The sequence below is a fragment of the Clostridium sp. UBA3061 genome (assembly GCF_002367465.1).
GTDB classification, from domain to species: Bacteria; Bacillota; Clostridia; order Clostridiales; family Clostridiaceae; genus Clostridium_J; species Clostridium_J sulfidigenes.
On record NZ_DFCF01000012.1, the window covers coordinates 109,101 to 128,879 of the forward strand.

General features: G+C 30.7%; 17 protein-coding genes, 1 pseudogene and 1 riboswitch. All 18 genes and pseudogenes read left to right on the forward strand.

Annotation, left to right across the window (positions count from 1 at the left end):
- Positions 1–60: 60 nt before the first annotated feature.
- The 18 genes and pseudogenes from B2P65_RS11005 (at position 61) to rlmN (ending at position 19,779) form a co-directional block, all read left to right on the forward strand.
- Positions 61–1,395, forward strand: coding sequence for a DUF512 domain-containing protein (locus B2P65_RS11005; protein ID WP_346848328.1), 1,335 nt, complete (start codon positions 61–63; stop codon positions 1,393–1,395).
- Position 1,396: 1 nt separating this feature from the next.
- On the forward strand, positions 1,397–2,716 hold the full coding sequence (gene der / locus B2P65_RS11010; protein ID WP_035132691.1) for a ribosome biogenesis GTPase Der: 1,320 nt from the start codon (positions 1,397–1,399) through the stop codon (positions 2,714–2,716).
- A gap of 128 nt (positions 2,717–2,844) precedes the next feature.
- Positions 2,845–3,846, forward strand: a complete 1,002-nt coding sequence (locus B2P65_RS11015; RefSeq protein WP_346848329.1) for an NAD(P)H-dependent glycerol-3-phosphate dehydrogenase — start codon at positions 2,845–2,847, stop codon at positions 3,844–3,846.
- A 135-nt stretch (positions 3,847–3,981) separates the two neighbouring features.
- A complete protein-coding gene (locus B2P65_RS11020) occupies positions 3,982–4,932 on the forward strand; it encodes a M15 family metallopeptidase (RefSeq protein ID WP_346878610.1) in 951 nt (316 codons plus the stop codon).
- Positions 4,933–5,070: 138 nt separating this feature from the next.
- Entirely contained in the window at positions 5,071–6,549 is a 1,479-nt protein-coding gene (gene spoIVA, locus B2P65_RS11025; RefSeq protein WP_346848331.1) for a stage IV sporulation protein A, read from the forward strand.
- A 266-nt stretch (positions 6,550–6,815) separates the two neighbouring features.
- On the forward strand, positions 6,816–7,799 hold the full coding sequence (locus B2P65_RS11030) for an asparaginase (protein ID WP_035132697.1): 984 nt from the start codon (positions 6,816–6,818) through the stop codon (positions 7,797–7,799).
- Between the two features lie 86 nt (positions 7,800–7,885).
- Positions 7,886–7,985: riboswitch (purine riboswitch) on the forward strand.
- A 72-nt stretch (positions 7,986–8,057) separates the two neighbouring features.
- On the forward strand, positions 8,058–9,413 hold the full coding sequence (locus tag B2P65_RS11035; protein ID WP_346848332.1) for an NCS2 family permease: 1,356 nt from the start codon (positions 8,058–8,060) through the stop codon (positions 9,411–9,413).
- A 250-nt stretch (positions 9,414–9,663) separates the two neighbouring features.
- On the forward strand, positions 9,664–10,542 hold the full coding sequence (locus B2P65_RS11040; RefSeq protein ID WP_346848333.1) for a YicC/YloC family endoribonuclease: 879 nt from the start codon (positions 9,664–9,666) through the stop codon (positions 10,540–10,542).
- 16 nt (positions 10,543–10,558) lie between these two features.
- A complete protein-coding gene (gene remA / locus B2P65_RS11045) occupies positions 10,559–10,831 on the forward strand; it encodes an extracellular matrix/biofilm regulator RemA (RefSeq protein WP_035132703.1) in 273 nt (90 codons plus the stop codon).
- Between the two features lies 1 nt (position 10,832).
- Positions 10,833–11,432, forward strand: a complete 600-nt coding sequence (gene gmk / locus B2P65_RS11050; RefSeq protein WP_035132704.1) for a guanylate kinase — start codon at positions 10,833–10,835, stop codon at positions 11,430–11,432.
- 5 nt (positions 11,433–11,437) lie between these two features.
- Positions 11,438–11,659 (forward strand): annotated as a pseudogene (gene rpoZ, locus B2P65_RS11055) (DNA-directed RNA polymerase subunit omega); the annotation flags it as partial.
- Positions 11,660–11,720: 61 nt separating this feature from the next.
- Positions 11,721–12,908: a bifunctional phosphopantothenoylcysteine decarboxylase/phosphopantothenate--cysteine ligase CoaBC gene (coaBC, locus tag B2P65_RS11060; RefSeq protein ID WP_346848335.1), complete on the forward strand. Its 1,188-nt coding sequence runs from the start codon at positions 11,721–11,723 to the stop codon at positions 12,906–12,908.
- Positions 12,909–12,999: 91 nt separating this feature from the next.
- Positions 13,000–15,222: a primosomal protein N' gene (gene priA / locus B2P65_RS11065; RefSeq protein WP_346848336.1), complete on the forward strand. Its 2,223-nt coding sequence runs from the start codon at positions 13,000–13,002 to the stop codon at positions 15,220–15,222.
- A 12-nt stretch (positions 15,223–15,234) separates the two neighbouring features.
- Positions 15,235–15,675: a peptide deformylase gene (def, locus tag B2P65_RS11070; protein ID WP_346848337.1), complete on the forward strand. Its 441-nt coding sequence runs from the start codon at positions 15,235–15,237 to the stop codon at positions 15,673–15,675.
- Positions 15,676–15,686: 11 nt separating this feature from the next.
- Complete coding sequence (gene fmt / locus B2P65_RS11075) at positions 15,687–16,631, forward strand: methionyl-tRNA formyltransferase (RefSeq protein WP_346848338.1); 945 nt, start codon at positions 15,687–15,689, stop codon at positions 16,629–16,631.
- A 32-nt stretch (positions 16,632–16,663) separates the two neighbouring features.
- The gene (locus B2P65_RS11080; RefSeq protein WP_346848339.1) at positions 16,664–17,359 is read left to right on the forward strand and encodes a zinc metallopeptidase; all 696 of its coding nucleotides are present in this window, start codon (positions 16,664–16,666) and stop codon (positions 17,357–17,359) included.
- Between the two features lie 45 nt (positions 17,360–17,404).
- Complete coding sequence (rsmB, locus tag B2P65_RS11085) at positions 17,405–18,736, forward strand: 16S rRNA (cytosine(967)-C(5))-methyltransferase RsmB (protein ID WP_346848340.1); 1,332 nt, start codon at positions 17,405–17,407, stop codon at positions 18,734–18,736.
- Positions 18,737–18,744: 8 nt separating this feature from the next.
- A complete protein-coding gene (gene rlmN, locus B2P65_RS11090) occupies positions 18,745–19,779 on the forward strand; it encodes a 23S rRNA (adenine(2503)-C(2))-methyltransferase RlmN (RefSeq protein WP_346848341.1) in 1,035 nt (344 codons plus the stop codon).

A 19,779-nucleotide genomic window follows, 5' to 3' on the forward strand; every position in this document is an offset into this window, starting at 1 on the left:
TTAAGATAATATAACATAATAGTGGTATAATCATGCTATAGGAATGAAGGAGATACAAATATGAAAAATGAAATAAGTAAGGTTATTCCAAATTCTATTGCAGAAGAAGTAGATATCGAGGTTGGAGATAGACTTTTAAGGATAAATGAAAATGATGTTAAAGATATAATAGATTATAAATTTCTTATTACTGATGAAGTACTTCTTTTAGAAGTGGAGAAGAAAGATGGAGAGATTTGGGAAATTGAAATTGAGAAGGATTATGATGAAGATTTAGGGATAGTATTTAGAGAAGGAATTATTGATAAACCTATGACATGTCATAATGATTGTATTTTTTGCTTTATAGATCAATTACCGAAAGGAATGAGAGAAACTTTATATTTTAAGGATGATGATTCTAGACTATCCTTTTTACAAGGAAATTTTTTAACTTTAACTAATATGAAAGAAGAGGATATAGAAAGAATAATAAAATACAAGATAAGTCCTATAAATGTATCTGTACATACTACAAATCCAGAACTTAGAGTTAGAATGCTCAACAATAGATTTGCGGGTAAAATATATGATATACTTAAGAGGTTATCAGCAGCAGGAATAAAGATGAACACTCAAATTGTTTGCTGCCCAGGAATTAATGATGGAGAAGAATTAGTTAACTCTATAGAAGATTTATATAGACTTTATCCTAATGTTAATAGTGTAGCAGTAGTACCCTTAGGGATAACTAAGCATAGAGAAGGATTAAAAAAGCTAAATTTATTTACACAAGAAACTTCTTTAAAACAAATCAATTTAGTTAAAGAGCTACAAAAAAAGTATTATGAAGAAAGTGGAACACCCTTTGTTAGATTGTCAGACGAATTTTATATAGTATCAGGTGAGCAATTACCAGACTCTGAGCATTACCAAGGATTTGAGCAAATTGAAGATGGTGTAGGAATGGTAACTCTATTAAAGGATACCATAGATACTACACTTCCAGATTTAAAGAAAGATGGAGTGGGATCTTTTACCTTTGTAACAGGGGCTTTAGTTTATCCTGAAATAGTACATATAAAAGATAAAATTCAAAGGTTAAATAATAATATAAATATTACCGTAGAGGAGATACCAAATAAGTTTTTTGGAGAGACTATAACAGTAACAGGGCTTTTAACAGGAGTAGACATAATAAACACACTTAAAGAAAGAGAAGTTGGAGACTATATAATAATACCCGATAACGTCCTTAGAAAAGGATATGAACTTTCTAATTCAGATGAAGCCATACTGTTAGATGATTATACTGTGGAAGATTTGTCTAGAGAATTAAATAGAAAAGTTATTATTTGTGATTTCACAGGAGATGATTTAATAACCATAATAAATGAACATTTAAGGGAGGATTAATATGGGAAAACCAGTAGTTGCTATTGTTGGAAGACCAAATGTAGGTAAGTCTACACTTTTTAATAAATTAGCAGGAAAGAGAATAGCTATAGTAGAAGATACACCAGGAGTTACAAGAGATAGAATTTATGCAGAGGCTGAATGGCTAAGACATAACTTTACAATTATTGATACTGGTGGAATTGAGCCAGAAAATGAAGACATTATAATGGTTCAAATGAGAAGGCAAGCAAATATTGCTATTGAAACAGCAGATGTAATTGTATTTATAGTAGATGGTAAAGCCGGTCTTCATCCATCAGATTATGAAGTGGCACAAATGCTTAGAAAATCAGGAAAACCAATAACATTAGTAGTAAATAAAATTGATAGAAGAGAATTAGAAGATAATGCTTATGAATTTTATAACTTAGGTATAGGTAATCCAGTAACTATTTCAGCGACTCAAGCATTAGGTCTTGGAGATATGCTTGATGAAGTTGTAGCTCATTTTGATGAGTTGGGAAGTAGCGAAGAAGATGAAGAATACATAAAAATTGCCATGGTGGGTAAGCCTAATGTTGGAAAATCTTCACTTATAAATAAGTTACTAGGTGAAAATAGAAATATAGTAAGTAATATTCCAGGCACCACAAGAGATGCTATTGATAGTAAATTAGAAACTGATGAGGGTAAATTTATATTAATAGATACTGCAGGATTAAGAAGAAAAAGTAAAATTAAAGAAGAGATAGAAAGATATAGCGTTATAAGAACTCTTACAGCCATAGAGAGAGCTGATGTATGTATATTGATTCTTGATGCTACAGAAGAGTTAAGTGATCAAGATGAAAAGATTATAGGATATGCCCATGAACTTAATAAGGCAATAGTTGTAATAGTTAACAAATGGGATTTAATTGAAAAAGATGACAAGACTATGAATGACTATAAAGCTAGAATCGGTAGAGGATTATCTTTTATGCCATATGCTAATTATCTATTTATATCTGCATTAACAGGTCAAAGGGTAAACAAAGTTTTAAATGTAGCTAAAGAGTGCTACAATAATTATACCAAGAGGATAGCTACAGGGGTATTAAATGATGTGGTAAGTAAAGCTGTACTTATGAATGAACCTCCAGTAGTTGCATTAAGAAGACTAAAAATTTATTATGTAACCCAAGTGGATATAAAACCACCTACATTTATATTTTTTGTAAATGATCCAGCTTTACTACACTTCTCTTATGAGAGATATTTAGAGAATAAGTTAAGGGAAAGTTTTGATTTTAAAGGTACTGGAATAAAAACTATATTTAGGAAGAGAAAAGAAGATTAATAAAAGTTTTATATCCTTTATTACAAATGGATTTTTAGTAAATAAGAAGAAATTAATAGAGACAATGAGAATAAATAATATAATATTTATTCTCATTGTTTTATATAATTTAAGAAAGTAGGGATAAGGTGAATAAGATTTCTTTTATAGGAGGAGGAAGTTTCGGTACAGCTTTAGCTGTATTACTTTCTAAGAAAGGGGCAGAATGTTCTGTATGGTGCCATAGTGAAAGCACAGTTAATGATATTAATATAAAAAGAGAAAATGCAAAGTATCTTAAGGGAATTGCCATACCAGAAAAAGTTACTGCCTATGGTGATCTTGAAGAAACTATAGAAAATAGTAATATAATAGTTCTTGCAGTACCTTCAAAGGCTATTAGAGAGATTTCAAAAAAAGTAGAGCCTTTTCTTAAAGGTGATGAAATAATTGTAACTGTGGCTAAGGGCATAGAAAATCATACATTAAAAAGAATGTCAGAAATAATTGAAGATGAAATAAAAGGTCATCCTGTAGTAGTGCTATCAGGTCCTAGTCACGCAGAAGAAGTAGCAATGAATATACCTACTACAGTAACGGTATCATCAAAGGATATGAAAGCTGCAAAAAAAATCCAGGATGTATTTAGCAATAATACATTTAGAGTTTATACAAATAATGATCTTATTGGAGTGGAAATAGGGGGAGCTTTTAAAAATATCATTGCCCTTGCTGCTGGGATTTCAGATGGCATTGGATATGGAGATAATACTAAAGCAGCTCTAATGACTCGAGGTATGAGTGAAATAATAAGGGTTGGAACTAAGCTCTCAGGAAAAGCTGAGACATTCTATGGGCTTACAGGAATGGGTGATTTAATAGTTACTTGCACTAGTATGCATAGTAGAAACAGAAGAGCAGGAATATTAATTGGAAGTGGAAAGACAATGGAAGAAGCCGTAAAAGAGATAGGTATGGTTGTAGAAGGAATTGAGGCTGTTAAAGCCTTTCATGAATTAAAATCTAAAACTGATGTAGATATGCCGATAACTACTGCATTGTATGAAGTTCTTTTTAAAGGTAAGAATGCTAAAGAATGTGTTACAAAATTAATGGGAAGAAAATATAAGGATGAAAACAATGAATTGTAAACATTTATTTAATTAAAATATTTTATTTTGATAATATCTTAATATTTGATATAATGATATAAGGTTAGATAGATGAGAATTAATTTTATTTTCAATGAAAAATTGAAGATAAAGGTAGGAGGCTAACAAAAACGTATGTTAAATAATAAAAATTATACAAAGAAAAAAAATGCATTTTATAAAAGAAAAGATATTTTCTATAAAAAGAAATCAGGTTTTAATAATGGAACTACAATAATTATTGGGTTGTTATTTTTAGTGGGTATAATGATCGGACTTGTGTTAAAGGAAGATTCAAAAGTCCTTAATACAGCTAATATATTCAACAATGATTATGAGAATAAAACTTCTAAATATAGCCAAGGGAAAACAACACCTTCTAGGGGCAATAGTATTAATGAACATGAGTATAACGATTTAGAAGAAGTACCTGATTTAAATGACTCTACAGTTAGCGCTACCTTAACAAAGGATGAGATAAATGAAATAAAAAATATTATTAATAGTGATACGACAGGATTATATACATTGGTAAACAAAGAAAATTTACTTTCTAAGGAGTATATGCCAGGTAATTTAGTTATTCCGAATATCAACTTAGTATCTGAAAGAAGTAATGAAAAAAACCTAGTTAGTGGAACTATGATTGAAGATTTAGAGCAGATGTTTTATGATGCTCAAGAAGAAGGTATTAATTTATTTTTAAGTAATGGATTTAGAGGATATGATTCTCAGACATATATCTACAATGAGGATATTCAAAATAAAGACAGTGAACATAGTGAATATGTAGCAAAACCTGGTGAAAGTGAACATCAACTTGGATTAGCTATTGATATTACTAGCAGAGATATGGCCTTTGATTTAAATCAATCCTTTGAGAATACCAAAGAAGGTGCTTGGGTTCTAGAAAATGCTTATAAGTATGGCTTTATTTTAAGGTATACTAAGACTAAAGAAGATATAACAGGTTATAAATATGAGCCATGGCATTATAGATATGTTGGAAATAAAACAATTAGTAAACTTTGTCACAATAAGGACTTAACATTAGAAGAATTACTTAGTTATGCTAAAAGTGAATAATTTAATTTAAAAACTTATCAAGTATTAAAAGTTTTCCTTTGAAAATAAAAAGGGGAACTTTTTTATTTTATTAATGCATAATATTAATTCTATATCAATATATATATAATGTTAATATGTAGTTGCGGGAGGGTAGCCTTGGAAAATTTTGATATATATAAAGATATAGCAGAAAGAACTCAAGGGGATATATATGTGGGGGTAGTTGGACCAGTTAGAACAGGTAAATCTACTTTTATTAAAAAGTTCATGGAACTAATGGTTATACCTAACATAGAAAATCCTCATAAGAAGGACAGAGCAAAAGATGAATTGCCACAGAGTGGATCAGGAAAATCTATTCACACTACAGAACCTAAATTTGTTCCTAATGAGGCTGTAGAAATTCAGTTTGAGGACGGAGTGAAATTTAAAGTTAGAATGGTTGACTGTGTTGGATATATAGTAAAGAATGCATTAGGCTATACAGAGGCTGATGCACCTAAAATGGTTTCTACTCCATGGCATGATTATGAAATTCCATTCGAGCAAGCGGCAGAAATAGGAACTAAGAAGGTAATAACAGATCACTCTACAATAGGTATAGTTGTAACTACAGACGGAAGTATCACAGGCTTAGATAGGGAGGATTATGTAGATGCTGAGGAGAGAGTTATAAAGGAGCTTAAAGAGATAAATAAGCCATTTATAATAGTTCTAAACACTGTAAATCCAAATTCAGAAGAGAGTAAAGGACTAGGAAGGGAACTAGAAGAAAAGTATGATGTTCCTGTAAAAGTTATGGATGTAATGAATATAGGAAATAATGAGATTACAGAAATATTTGATACAGTTCTAAGAGAGTTCCCGGTAAAAGAAATAAATATTGATATGCCTCAGTGGATGGAGAGTTTAAATTCATCTCATTGGCTAAAGGTAAACATAATGACTATTCTAAAAGCCATGTGTAAAGATATCTATAAAGTTAGAGATGTTAAGAGATGTCTTGATGCCTTTAAAGGAATTGAATTCTTATCAGACATAAAAGTTAAAGAAATGAACATGGGAGAAGGTACTTCCTGCGTGGATATTAATCCAAAACATGAATTATTTTATAAGATTCTTGGAGAGATTTGTAATACTAATATAAAAAATGAAAATGATTTATTAAATATTATGGAGAGTTTCTACAAGGCTAAAATAGAATATGATAAGGTTGAGGAGGCATTAAAAGAAGTTAATGAGACAGGTTATGGATTAGTTGCACCACAGCTTACTGAAATGAAACTAGAAGAGCCTGAAATTGTTAAGAAGGGTAATCAATATGGAGTAAAACTAAAAGCCTCAGCTCCATCATTACATTTAATTAAAGCTGATATTGAAACTGAAATTCAACCAATAATGGGTAGTGAAAAACAAAGTGAAGAGTTCTACAAATCAATTTTAGAGCAATTTGAAAATGATCCTTCACAAATTTGGCAAAGTAACATGTTTGGAAAGTCTTTAGAAGAATTAGTTAAAGAAGGACTTCAAAATAAACTTTACAAAATGCCTGAAGATGTGCAAATTAAACTTCAAAAAACCCTTCAGAAAATTATTAATGAGGGAAATGGTGGACTTATCTGCATAATTATCTAATGAATGTTAAGACATTTTCTTTAAATTCAAAAATATAGTTTTGAAATTAATATTAATTTCAAAACTATATTTTTTATTGTATAATTCTAAACATTGTAATATATTTAATTATGTAAAAGATTTCATTGGAATGATTATAATGGATAAGGTACATTTACAATGCCCTTGATAAAGAGATATAATTAAAATTGATTATAAACAAGTTAAGTGTAATTGAACTTTTATTTTGGATTGTAAATAATAAAGATTTTGGAGGTACATAAAGTATGAGTAAAGTTGTAGTAATATTTAATGGTGGAACTATATCTATGAAGGTAGATGAAAAAATAAAAGCAGCGGTGCCTAATTTAACAGGTGAAGAAATAATGTCTATGGTAACAGGTATTGAATCCTATGCAGAAGTAGAATCATATACATTTTCTAGCCTTCCAAGCCCTCATATGACCCCAGATATAATGATGGAATTATCAAATTATGTTAAGAAGTTTTTAGAAAGAGAAGATGTAGATGGAGTAGTAGTTACCCATGGAACAGATACTCTTGAGGAAACAGCTTATTTTTTACAGCTAACTATAAATAGTGAAAAGCCAGTAGTAGTTACGGGTTCCATGAGAAATAGTTCTGAGCTAGGATACGATGGACCTGCTAACTTAGCAGCATCAATTTGTACTGCTACATCTAAAGAGTCAAGAAATCGTGGAGTAATTGTATGTTTAAATAATGAACTAAATTGTGCTAGTGAGGTTACAAAGTCTCACTCTATGCACCTTAATACGTTTCAAAGTCCAGAATTTGGGCCAATAGGTATTGTTGACAGTAATGAAGTAAGGTTTTATAGAGGAAGCACTACAAAGGAATATATAAATACTGATGTAATAGAAAATAATGTTCAGCTTATTAAATCCTGTGCAGGAATGGATGGAACACTTATAGATTATTGTGTTAGTCAAGGTGCTAAGGGATTAGTAATTGAAGCTATGGGGAGAGGCAATATTCCACCGTTAATGGCTAATTCTGTAGAAAAGGCTATAAATAAAGGTGTGGCAGTAGTTATAGTTTCCAGGTGTTATAAGGGGAGAGTTCTAGATAGTTATGGTTATGAAGGCGGAGGAAAACAATTAAGAAATATGGGTGTTATATTTGGGGATAGCATGCCAGGGCAAAAGGCTAGAATAAAGATGATTTTAGCCTTGGGAAAAACAAGGAATTTAGACGAAATAAGAGAAGTGTTTGAAAAAGGACATTATTAATATACGAACATTATAAATAAAAATAAAATTAATATACGTAAAAATCATTGACATAGGTATATAAAGTTGATATTATAATCTTGTAAAAAGAAATAATCACTAATTTTCATATAGGTCTAATGCGATGGATTAGATGTTTCTACCGGATACCGATAAAATCCGACTATGAGAATTCCTATGTTAAAAAAACTGTCACTGGGATTCTTATCCAGTGACTATTTTTTTGCAATAATACATATTAATAGGAGGACAAGTATTATGGAAAAATTTTTTAAGTTAAAAGAAAATGGTACCGATGTAAAGAGGGAAGTTGTTGGTGGATTAATAACTTTCTTAACTATGGCGTATATAATAGCCGTTAATGCTAACATATTAGGAGATCCTGGTGTTGGAATGAATCCAGGAGCAGTTGTTACAGCAACTTGCCTAGCAGCTGGTGTTACTACTATTTTAATGGGAATCTATGCTAATCTACCATTAGGATTAGCTTCAGGCATGGGACTTAATGCATTCTTTGCATATACAGTAGTAATGGAAATGGGGATATCTTGGCAAATAGCGTTAACAGCAGTATTTGTAGAAGGAATTATATTTATTTTATTATCATTAACAAAGGTTAGGGAAGCTATTGTAAATTGTATACCAACTAACTTAAAATATGCAGTTACTGCAGGTATTGGACTATTTATAGCATTTATAGGTTTTGGTAATGCTGGAATAGTAGTTGGAAGTGAAGCTACAAAGGTAACCATGGGTAGCTTAGTAAGTCCAACAGCGTTAATTACAATATTAGGTGTAATGGTTATAGTAATTTTATCTAAAAAAAATGTAAAAGGTGCAATACTTTGGGGAATGGCTGCTAGTGCTATAGCTGCATGGATATATGCTGCTTTATCACCAGAAGCTGCTACAGCTGCAGGAATATATTTACCAAAAGGTATTTTAAAGTTTGAATCTATAGCACCTATTGCAGGTAAATTAGATTTCTCAGTATTCACTAATGCGGGAACTATATCAGAATTTATTTCAGTTGTGTTTGTATTCTTATTTATAGACTTCTTTGATACAGCTGGAACTTTAGTTGGAGTAGCATCAAAGATTGGAATGATAGATAAAGATGGTAAAGTTAAAAATGCAGGGAAGGCATTACTAGTAGATGCAATTGGAACAACTTTTGGAGCTCTTGTAGGAACATCTACAGTTACAACTTATGTAGAGAGTTCTGCTGGAGTTGCATCAGGAGCTAGAACAGGTCTTTCAGCAGTAGTTACAGGAATATTATTCTTACTTGCTATGTTCTTATCACCATTATTTGTTGCTATACCAGGTTGTGCAACAGCACCAGCTTTAATTATTGTAGGGTTCTTCATGATAGAATCAGTTAAAAATATAGATTTTTCTGATTTCACTGAAGGTGTACCAGCGTTCCTTACTATAGCATTAATGCCTATGACATATAGTATTGGAGATGGATTAATGATAGGAATGTTATCTTATGCTATATTAAACCTAATAGCTAATATTACAACTAGGGAAGCTAAGGATAGAAAACAAGTATCTTTCGTTGTATATATTCTAGCAATAATATTCTTATTAAAAATAATCTTTGGTTAAATAAAGTTTTAAATGTATATTTATTAATATCAGTGATGTTATTGAACTAATTTATAAATAAGGGACATAAGCTNNAGCTTATGTCCCTTATTTATAGAGTGAATATTTTAAATTATAATGGTTTTTCTAAGGTTTTCTAAAGAATATTTCATTTTTCTTTAAAATTCTTTTGTTTATGGGTTGAAATAAGCCACATACATTATGTATAATAAATAAAGAATTTAAGAAGGTCTAGAAGGGTGCGTTGTATATGATAAAAAGCATGACTGGATTTGGAAGAGGTACATCAGAGAGCGAAGCATCTAGTTTTATTGTGGAAATAAAGACAGTAAATCACAGATACTTTGAGCTTAATGCTAGAATGCCAAGAACTTTAATATCTTTAGAAGATGGTATAAGAAAATATGTAAATGACAAGATTAAAAGGGGAAAGGTAGATATATTTATTACTCAAAATCAAGGAGCTAACGAGGATATGTCTGTAGTGGTAAATGAGAGTTTAGCTGAAAATTATGTGGAGGCATTACATAATTTAAGGGATAAGTATGATTTAAGGGATGATATTTCTGCTACAACCTTAGCACGTTTTCCAGAAGTTTTAAAATTAGAACAAAAGGAAGAAGATTTAGAAAAAACATGGAAGATATTATTACCAGCAGTAGAAGAGGCAGTACACAATCTTGTGTCCATGAGGCAACAAGAAGGTGAAAAACTTTTGATAGATATTACAAAGAGATGTGAATGTATTTCAAGTAATGTTGATATAATTAATAGAAGGGTGCCAGAAGTTACAGAAGAGTATAGAGCAAGACTTCTAAAGAAAGTAGAAGAAATTTTAGCAGAAAAAAGTATTGATGAAAATCGCATTGCTATGGAAGTAGTTCTTCAAGCTGATAAATCCTGTGTTGATGAAGAAATTGTTAGACTTAAAAGCCATGTTGCGCAAGTCATCAAAACTTTTAAACTAGGAGAGCCAATAGGTAGAAAGCTAGACTTCATTGTTCAAGAAATGAACAGAGAAGCAAATACAATTGCATCTAAAGTTAACGATTTGGAATTAACTAATATAGCACTTGATATAAAAAGTGATATAGAAAAGATTAGAGAACAGGTTCAAAACATAGAATAAATTTAGGAGGTAGGGCATGGGTATAAAACTTATAAATATTGGATTTGGAAATATTGTTTCAGCAAATAGATTAGTAGCTATTGTTAGTCCAGAATCAGCGCCTATAAAAAGAATAATTCAAGAAGCTAGAGATAGGGGTATGCTAATAGATGCTACCTATGGTAGAAGAACTAGAGCAGTTATAATAACTGATAGTGACCATGTAATACTATCTGCTGTTCAGCCTGAAACAGTAGCACATAGATTGTCATCTAAAGGTGATGATGCTATAGATGAGGTAGAGGATTAATATGGGAAGTAAAGGACAATTATTAGTTATATCTGGACCATCAGGAGCAGGCAAAGGGACTGTATGTAAGGCGCTAATTGAAAAAAGTCCAATATGGATTTCTACATCTTGCACTACGCGTAAGCCAAGGGAAGGTGAAGTAGAAGGAGTAAATTATTTCTTTATAGAGAGAGATGAGTTTTTAAATAGGATTGATAAAGAAGATTTTCTGGAATATGCAGAGGTTTATGGTAACTTTTATGGGACACCTAAATCTGAGGTTTTAAAGATGTTAGAAGAAGGTAAGGATGTAATATTAGAAATAGATATACAAGGTGCATTAAAAATTAAATCTTCATATCCTAAAGGAATATTTATATTTATTATGCCTCCGTCTATGGAAGAACTTAGGAATAGAATAACAAATAGAGGAAGCGAAACTCCAGAGTCATTAAAGACTAGAATGGAATGTGCTTATGATGAAATAAGCTTTGCATCTAAATATGACTATGCCGTTGTAAATGATAAGGTTGAAGATGCAGTTAAAAAAATTGAAAGTATAATAGTCGCTGAAAAATGTAGAGTATTTAAAATTAAAGATGAGCTATTAGGGAGGTTCTAAAAGATATGAGTAATTCAAAGAGCAATTCAATGATTAATCCATCTATTGTGGAATTATTAGAAAAAGTGGATAACAGATATTCATTAGTAGTATCTACTTCAAGAAGAGCAAGAAAAATAATTGACGGTGAAGAGCCAAAAGTACAAGGCGTAGGTGCAAAGCCATTAACTATTGCTATTAATGAAGTTAAACAAGGGATTATAGAAATTAGAGAGGCAGATGATAAGTTTACTAAGGTTCAAGAAGTTGAACTAGTAAATGAAGAAGCGGAAGAAGGCTCAAATTTAGATGAGTAAGAAAAATGTAGTTATTGGAGTAACAGGTGGAGTTGCAGTCTATAAGGCTCTAGATGTTATAAGCAGATTGAAAAAGAAAGATATAAATGTGGACGTTATTATGACAAAGTCAGCTTGTGAGTTTGTTACTCCATTAAGTTTTCAATCATTAAGTCAAAATGCAGTAATAAAGAATATGTTTGATGAACCTAAGGTTTTTGAAATTCAGCATATATCTTTAGCTAAAAAAGCGGATATACTAGTAGTAGTTCCAGCTACAGCAAATATTATAGGTAAAGTAGCAAATGGCATTGCTGATGATATGTTATCAACTACTATTATGGCTACTAATGCAAAGGTAATCTTTGCACCAGCTATGAATACTAATATGTATAACAATCCCATAGTTAAAGAAAATATTAAAAAATTGAAAAGTTATGGGTATGAGTTTATAAATCCTAGTAGTGGGCGATTAGCTTGCGGAGATGTAGGAAATGGAAAACTTGCTGACACAGAAGAAATTGCAGAAGTGGTTTTATCACATCTTCATGAACCAAAGGACCTAGTAGGTAAAAAAGTGCTAGTAACAGCAGGACCTACTAGAGCTAATATAGATCCAGTAAGGTTTTTAACTAACAGATCTACTGGTAAGATGGGATATGCAATTGCTGAAGAGGCTAGAGACAGGGGAGCAGAAGTGGTTCTTGTCAGTGGTCCTACCAGTATAAAAGCACCATTAGGAGTTAAAATCATAAAAGTAGAAACCAATGAAGAAATGTTAAAGGCAGTTAAAGCAGAATTTGATACTAGTGATATTGTGGTTAAATCTGCAGCAGTAAGCGATTATAAACCTAAGACTTATTCAGATAAGAAGATAAAAAAGGGACCAGGTAATTTAAATATAGAACTAGAAAGAGATAACGATATTCTAAAGGAACTAGGAACCCTGAAAAAACACCAAATCTTAGTTGGATTTGCAGCTGAGAGTAACGATGTAATAGAAAATGCTCACATAAAGCTAAAAAAGAAAAATCTTGATTATATTGTAGCTAATAATATAACTGAAAGTAATGCAGGCTTTGGAAGTGATACTAATAGGGTTACTGTTATAAATAGAGATGGGAAAGAAATATCTCTTGATAATATGAGTAAAAGATTAGTTGGACATGAGCTTTTTAATATGATTTTAAACAATAAATAAAAAGAGCGACTAAGTCGCTTTTTTTATTATTTATTTATATAATATATCTAATGGGTTTAAAAAAGAAGATATGGTTAATAGCTAATTTAGAATGGAGGTAGACACCTCTAGAAGGGGGCTAAAAGTGTATTTAGGAATTATCGTAAATAATGAAGCTGTAAAAGTAGATAAAATATTTACATATAAGGTGCCTGAAAGCTTATATGGTAAAGTAAAAAAAGGCAGAATGGTTACAGTTCCCTTTGGAAATGGAAATAAGAAAATATATGGATTTATAGTTGATATATTTTATGATATAGATGATAATACTAAATTGAAAGAAATTGTTGATATAGATGACAGTATGGAATTTCTTACGGAGGATAATATACGTCTTATAGAAATAATGAGAAGGAAGTATTTATGTACTTATTTAGAATGTATAAAAGTTATGATTCCCAGTGGAATAACTAAAGGAACAACCTTTAAAACTAAAAATAGTGTAATTATTGGTAGACCATTAACAGAAAAATATAGTAAAGAAGAATATATAAATATTGTGAGTTTTATAGGAGAACATAATGGAATTTATAATAAGACAGAACTTACTGGTGAGTTTAAATTTTCTTTGTCTAGGATTAATACATTAATTAAGAATGGATTCTTAGATGTTAAAAAAACTATAGTTAATAGGTATAATGAAAATGTATATAAAAAATATGAGGAAAAAATATTAAATTCAATTCAACAAAGATGTGTTGATACTATATTATCCCAAAGTAGTAGTAATAAATTTCTTATTCATGGTATAACTGGTAGTGGAAAAACTGAGATATATATGAACCTAGTAAAAGAGATGATTAAAAAAAATAAAGATTCTATAATATTAATTCCGGAAATTGCCTTAACTCCTCAAATGGTTGAAAGGTTTAAAGGACGGTTTGGAAGAGATATTGCTATATTTCATAGTAGGTTATCTATAGGTGAGAGATTTGATGAATGGATGAGAGTAAAAACAGGAAATGTTAAAGTAGCCATAGGTGCTAGATCTGCAATTTTTCTTCCTTTTTCTAATTTAGGTCTTATTGTTATAGATGAGGAACATGAAACTAGCTATAAATCAGATAGTGACCCCAAATATCATGCAAGAGATATAGCTAGTTTAAAAGCTGAAATTGAAGGATGTAAAGTGGTGTTAGGATCTGCTACACCCTCCATTGAGACTTATTATAAGGCTACAGAAGGTGAATATGATATAATTACTTTAAATCACAGAGCCGATGGAGCTAATCTTCCAACTATAGAGATAGTGGATATGAGAGAAGAGCTAAAAGAAGGAAATAAGTCTATGTTTAGTAGAAGACTTTATGAAGAAATGACAGCATGCTTAGAAAAAAAAGAGCAAGCCATAATGTTTTTAAATAGAAGAGGATATTCTACTTTTGTATCTTGCAGAGAGTGTGGTTACGTATTTAAGTGTGATAATTGTGATATTTCTCTTACCTATCATAATGATAACAATTTAACTTGTCACTATTGTGGAGCAAAGCAAAGAGCATTAAAAACTTGTCCAAAATGTAAAAGTAAATATGTGAAATATTTTGGAGTAGGCACAGAGCAATTAGAACATAGTGTTAGAAAGACCTTTTTAGATAGTAAGCCTCTTAGAATGGATTTTGATACTACAAGGGGAAAAGATTCTTATGAAAAAATATATAAAGACTTTTCTGCAAAAAGGCATAATGTGTTAATAGGTACTCAAATGATTGCTAAGGGCTTGGATTTTAAAGAAGTAACTCTAGTAGGAATAATTGCTGCAGATTTGTCTTTAAATCTACCGGACTATAGAGCTGCAGAAAAGACTTTTCAATTAGTAACTCAAGTAGCTGGGAGAGCAGGTAGAGGGAATAAGGCTGGAAAGGTAATACTTCAGACTTATAATCCAGATAATTATAGTATAGTTTATGCTGCTGCAAATGATTATAAAAGTTTTTATGAAGAAGAAATAATTATTAGAAAGCTAAGGGAGTATCCACCTTTTTCTAAGATTCTGTGTATAAATTTAAGTAGTGAAAATGAGGAACATTTAATAAAAAGTATACAAAGTTTAGCAGATAAAGTAAGGATAAAAAACTATGGAAGTGATAAAATTGAGTTATTAGGACCATGTCCTTGTGGGGTTTCTAAAATAAAAAGTTTGTATAGATGGCAAATTATAATTAAAGGTGATTTTGATGATAATTATGCTATGGATATAAAAAATTTAGTCTATGAACAGATTAATTATAAAAATATAAGAATTGGTATTGATATAAATCCAAATAATTTACTGTAAGGGAGAATGATTATGGCATTAAGAAATATAAGAATTAATGAAGACCCAATTTTAAGGAAGATTAGTAAGGTAGTTAAAAATATTGATGAAAGAACACAAATATTAATTGATGATATGCTAGATACTATGTATGAAGCTAATGGAGTAGGTCTTGCAGCACCACAAGTAGGTATTTTAAAGCGAGTGGTGGTTATAGATATTGGTGATGGACCAATAATACTTATTAATCCAGAGATTGTTGAGGCTAATGGTGAAGTTAAAGATGTAGAAGGATGTCTAAGTGTACCAGGTAAACAAGGAAATGTTATAAGACCCAAATATGTAAAAGTTAAAGCTGAAGACAGAGATGGAAATTCTATTGAAATTCAGGGGGAGGATCTTCTAGCAAGGGCTCTTTGTCATGAAATAGATCATTTAAATGGAATATTATATACTGATAAGACAGTGAAATAGGAGGTATGAAGATGAATATAGTATTTATGGGTACACCAGATTTTGCAGTGCCATCCTTAGAAGCAATTATTGAAAAATATGGAGTTAAGGCAGTACTTACTCAGCCAGATAGACCTAAAGGAAGAGGAAAATCTGTGGCAATGTCACCAGTAAAACAGGTAGCACTTAACCATGATATAAAAGTATATCAACCAGAAAAATTAAAAAATGAAAAAAGTTTAATAGAAGAATTAAAAAATATGAATTTAGATTTCATAATAGTTGTAGCCTTTGGTCAAATTCTATCTAAGGAAGTCTTAGATATACCTAAATATGGATGTATAAACCTTCATGGTTCATTACTTCCTAAATATAGAGGTGCAGCACCAATTCATTATGCTATTATGAAGGGAGAAAAGGAAAGCGGAAATACCACCATGCTAATGGATATTGGTTTAGATACAGGAGATATGTTGTTAAAGAACAAAGTAGAGATTACAGAAAATATGACTACTGCAGAGCTCCATGATAAACTTATGAACAGTGGGGCTGAGCTTTTAATTGAAACTATAGAAGGCCTTTATAATAACAGGATAACTCCAATAAAGCAAGGAGAAAGTGAAAGTTGTTATGCCAGTATGCTGAATAAAGAGATGGCAAAGATTAATTGGAATCAAAGTTCTAAAGACATACATAATTTTGTAAGAGGACTTTACTCTTTTCCAATAGCTTATACTTATTATAAAGATGAGCCTATGAAGGTAATTGAAACTAGACTTACTAACGAGAAGTCTTCTAAAACTCCAGGGACTATTTTAAAAGTTGATAAAGAAGGAATGTTGGTTTCAACTGAAGATAATAATATATTAATAACTAAGGTTCAATTTCCTAATAAAAAGCCTTTAAGAGTAGAAGAATATATAAAAGGAAATTCTATTGAAGATAATATATTATTAAAAAGTTCAAAAGAAGAGTAAAAATTAATTAAATAAAATAAGGAGAAATATATATGGGATATTATTATGGAAGTTTTTTTGACAGAACGATGATTATTCTTATACCAGCTCTTATCATTTCAATATGGGCGCAGATGAAAATAAAAAGTAGTTATACAAAGTATTCACAAGTATATAGTAGAAATGGATATACTGGAAGTCAAGTAGCTAGAATGATATTAGATGCCTACGGACTTTTTGATATTCCAGTATTAGTTACAGGGGGTCACCTTACAGATCACTATGACCCTAGTAAAAAGGTGGTAAAATTATCAACAGATGTATACAACGGTACATCACTGGCAGCTATAGGTGTAGCTGCCCATGAGATAGGTCATGCTATTCAACATAAAGAAGGATATGCACCAATTAAAATAAGAACAGCTTTAGTACCAATTGCTAATATAGGCTCCCAAGCTTCATGGATATTATTCTTTATTGGAATTGTAATGTCTTTTACTCCATTAGTTAACTTTGGTATTATATTATTCTCAGCAGCAGTTCTTTTTCAGATAGTTACACTGCCTGTAGAGTTTAATGCATCCAGTAGAGCTGTAGCCATATTAAGTGCAAGGAATATACTTTATGAAGATGAAGTAAAGGGAGCTAAAAATGTTTTGACTGCAGCAGCATTAACCTATGTAGCAGCAGCAGTTACAGCTATTGCACAGCTTTTAAGACTCATTGCTATAAGAAATAGAAATGATTAGTAGGAAAATGGATAAACACTAGAAATCGTAGATAGGATGATATGAATGATAGGTGCTAGAGAAGTAGCAATAAATACAGTAATGCAAGTCTTTGAAAATAAGGCTTATTCCAATATTGTTTTAAACAACAACCTTAGTCAATGTAATCTTGGAGATAAAGATAAAGCATTAGCTACAGAACTTGTTTATGGTACTATAAAATATAGGTATGCAATTGATAAAATACTTAAGACTTTTTTAGAAAAAAAATTTGACAAAACAGATAAATATATTTTAAATTTATTAAGGGTTTGTATATATCAGCTTAGATATTTAGATAAAATACCTGAGTTTGCAGCAGTAAATGAGGGCGTTAATTTAGCTAAAGCTAATGTGTCTGTGGGAGCTTCCAAATTAGTAAATGGTGTATTAAGAAGTTATTTAAGAAATAAGAATAAAGATTATTATAATAAAGAAAATATTAATGAAAGATTAGCATTTTCATATTCTTTTCCTCAATGGATGGTAAAATTATTTATTGAGCAATATGGAGAGGTAGTTGGAGAAAAGATACTAGATGGGCTTAATAAAAGACCTGCTGTTACAGTTAGAGTAAACTCCACAAAGGGAGATTTTGAACAGGTTTTTCATGAGTTGGAAAAAAATGCTTACAACGTAGAAGAGGGATCTATATGTCCTGAAGCCATAAGAATCGTAAGAGGGAAGAGTGTAGAGGAAAATCCACTGTTTAAGAAAGGTGCTATCACAGTTCAAGATGAAAGTGCTATGCTAGTAGCACCTAGTATGGATTTAAAAGAGCATATGACTATATTAGATTTATGTAGTGCTCCAGGAGGAAAAACTACTCATATAGCTGAAATAATGGATAATACAGGTATAGTTAAGGCTTTTGATATTTATGATCATAAGCTAGAACTTATAAGAAGTAATAGTGAAAGATTAGGACTAACAAACATTGAATTAGATATATTAGATGCTACTAAAGAATGCAAAGAATTAATTGCGGTGGGAGATAGAGTGCTTATAGATGTACCTTGCTCTGGCCTAGGAATAATAAGAAAAAAACCAGAAATTAAATATACAAAAAAAGAGAAAGAATTAAAATCTTTAATAACAGTTCAACGTGAAATAATGAAGAATGCAGCTAAATATGTAAAACCAGATGGAATAATTTTATATTCAACTTGTACTATAAATAAAGTAGAAAATCAAGGAAATATAAATTGGTTTTTAAGTAATTTTAAAGATTTTAGTGTAGAACCTTTAAACTTTGGACAGGTGGAAAATCTGGTCTATGACGAAAAGGGTTCTGTAACAGTGTTGCCTAATGAATATATGGATGGATTTTTTATAGCAAAAATTCGTAGAAATAAATAGGAGTAGAAATGAAAAATATATTAGATTTAGATATAGAAGAACTTAAATCATGGATGAAAGAAAATGGTGAAAAAGAATTTAGAGCTAAACAAGTATTCTCTTGGATTTATAATGAAGTTTGGGACTTCAAAGATATGACTAACATATCTAAAGATACTTTGAAAAAATTAGAAAAAAATTTTTTTATAGGAATACCTAGAATAGTAGAAACATATAGTTCTAAAAATAGTGATACTCGCAAGCATTTATTTCTTTTACATGATGGTAATATAGTTGAAGGAGTGGTTATGCAGTATAATCATGGAAATTCTATATGCATATCAACTCAGGTAGGATGTAATATGGGTTGTAAGTTTTGTGCTTCAACCATTGGAGGAGCTGTTAGAAGTTTAAGTAGTGGAGAAATGTTAGGTCAGATTATGGTTTCACAAAAACAACTTGGGGAGAGAATCTCAAATATTGTACTTATGGGAAGTGGAGAACCGTTAGATAACTATGATAATGTTGTAAAATTTATTAGGGATGTAAATTCTCAGTATGGACTTAATATAGGACAACGTCATATAACTCTTTCTACATGTGGAATTGTGCCTAAGATAAAGATCTTAGCAAATTTAGATTTACAGATAACACTAGCAATTTCATTACATGCTCCTAATGATGAGTTGCGTGTGAAAACTATGCCTATTGCTAAGGTGTATTCTATAGCTGAGCTTATTGATAGCTGTAAATATTATATTGATAAAACAGGTCGAAGAATTACCTTTGAATATGCATTAGTAAAGGGGGTAAACGACTCTAAAGAGCAAGCTGAGCAATTAGTAAAATTAATAAGAGGTATGTTATGTCATGTAAATTTAATTCCAATAAATGAAATAGATGAAAATGATTTAAAAAAATCAAATGAGGAGCAAGTTAAGTGCTTTAGAGATATTTTAATGAAACATGGGATTGAAACTACTGTTAGAAAAGAAATGGGTTTAGACATAAATGCTGCTTGTGGTCAGCTGAGAAAAAGTTATATAGAAAAAAGGGAGTTGTAG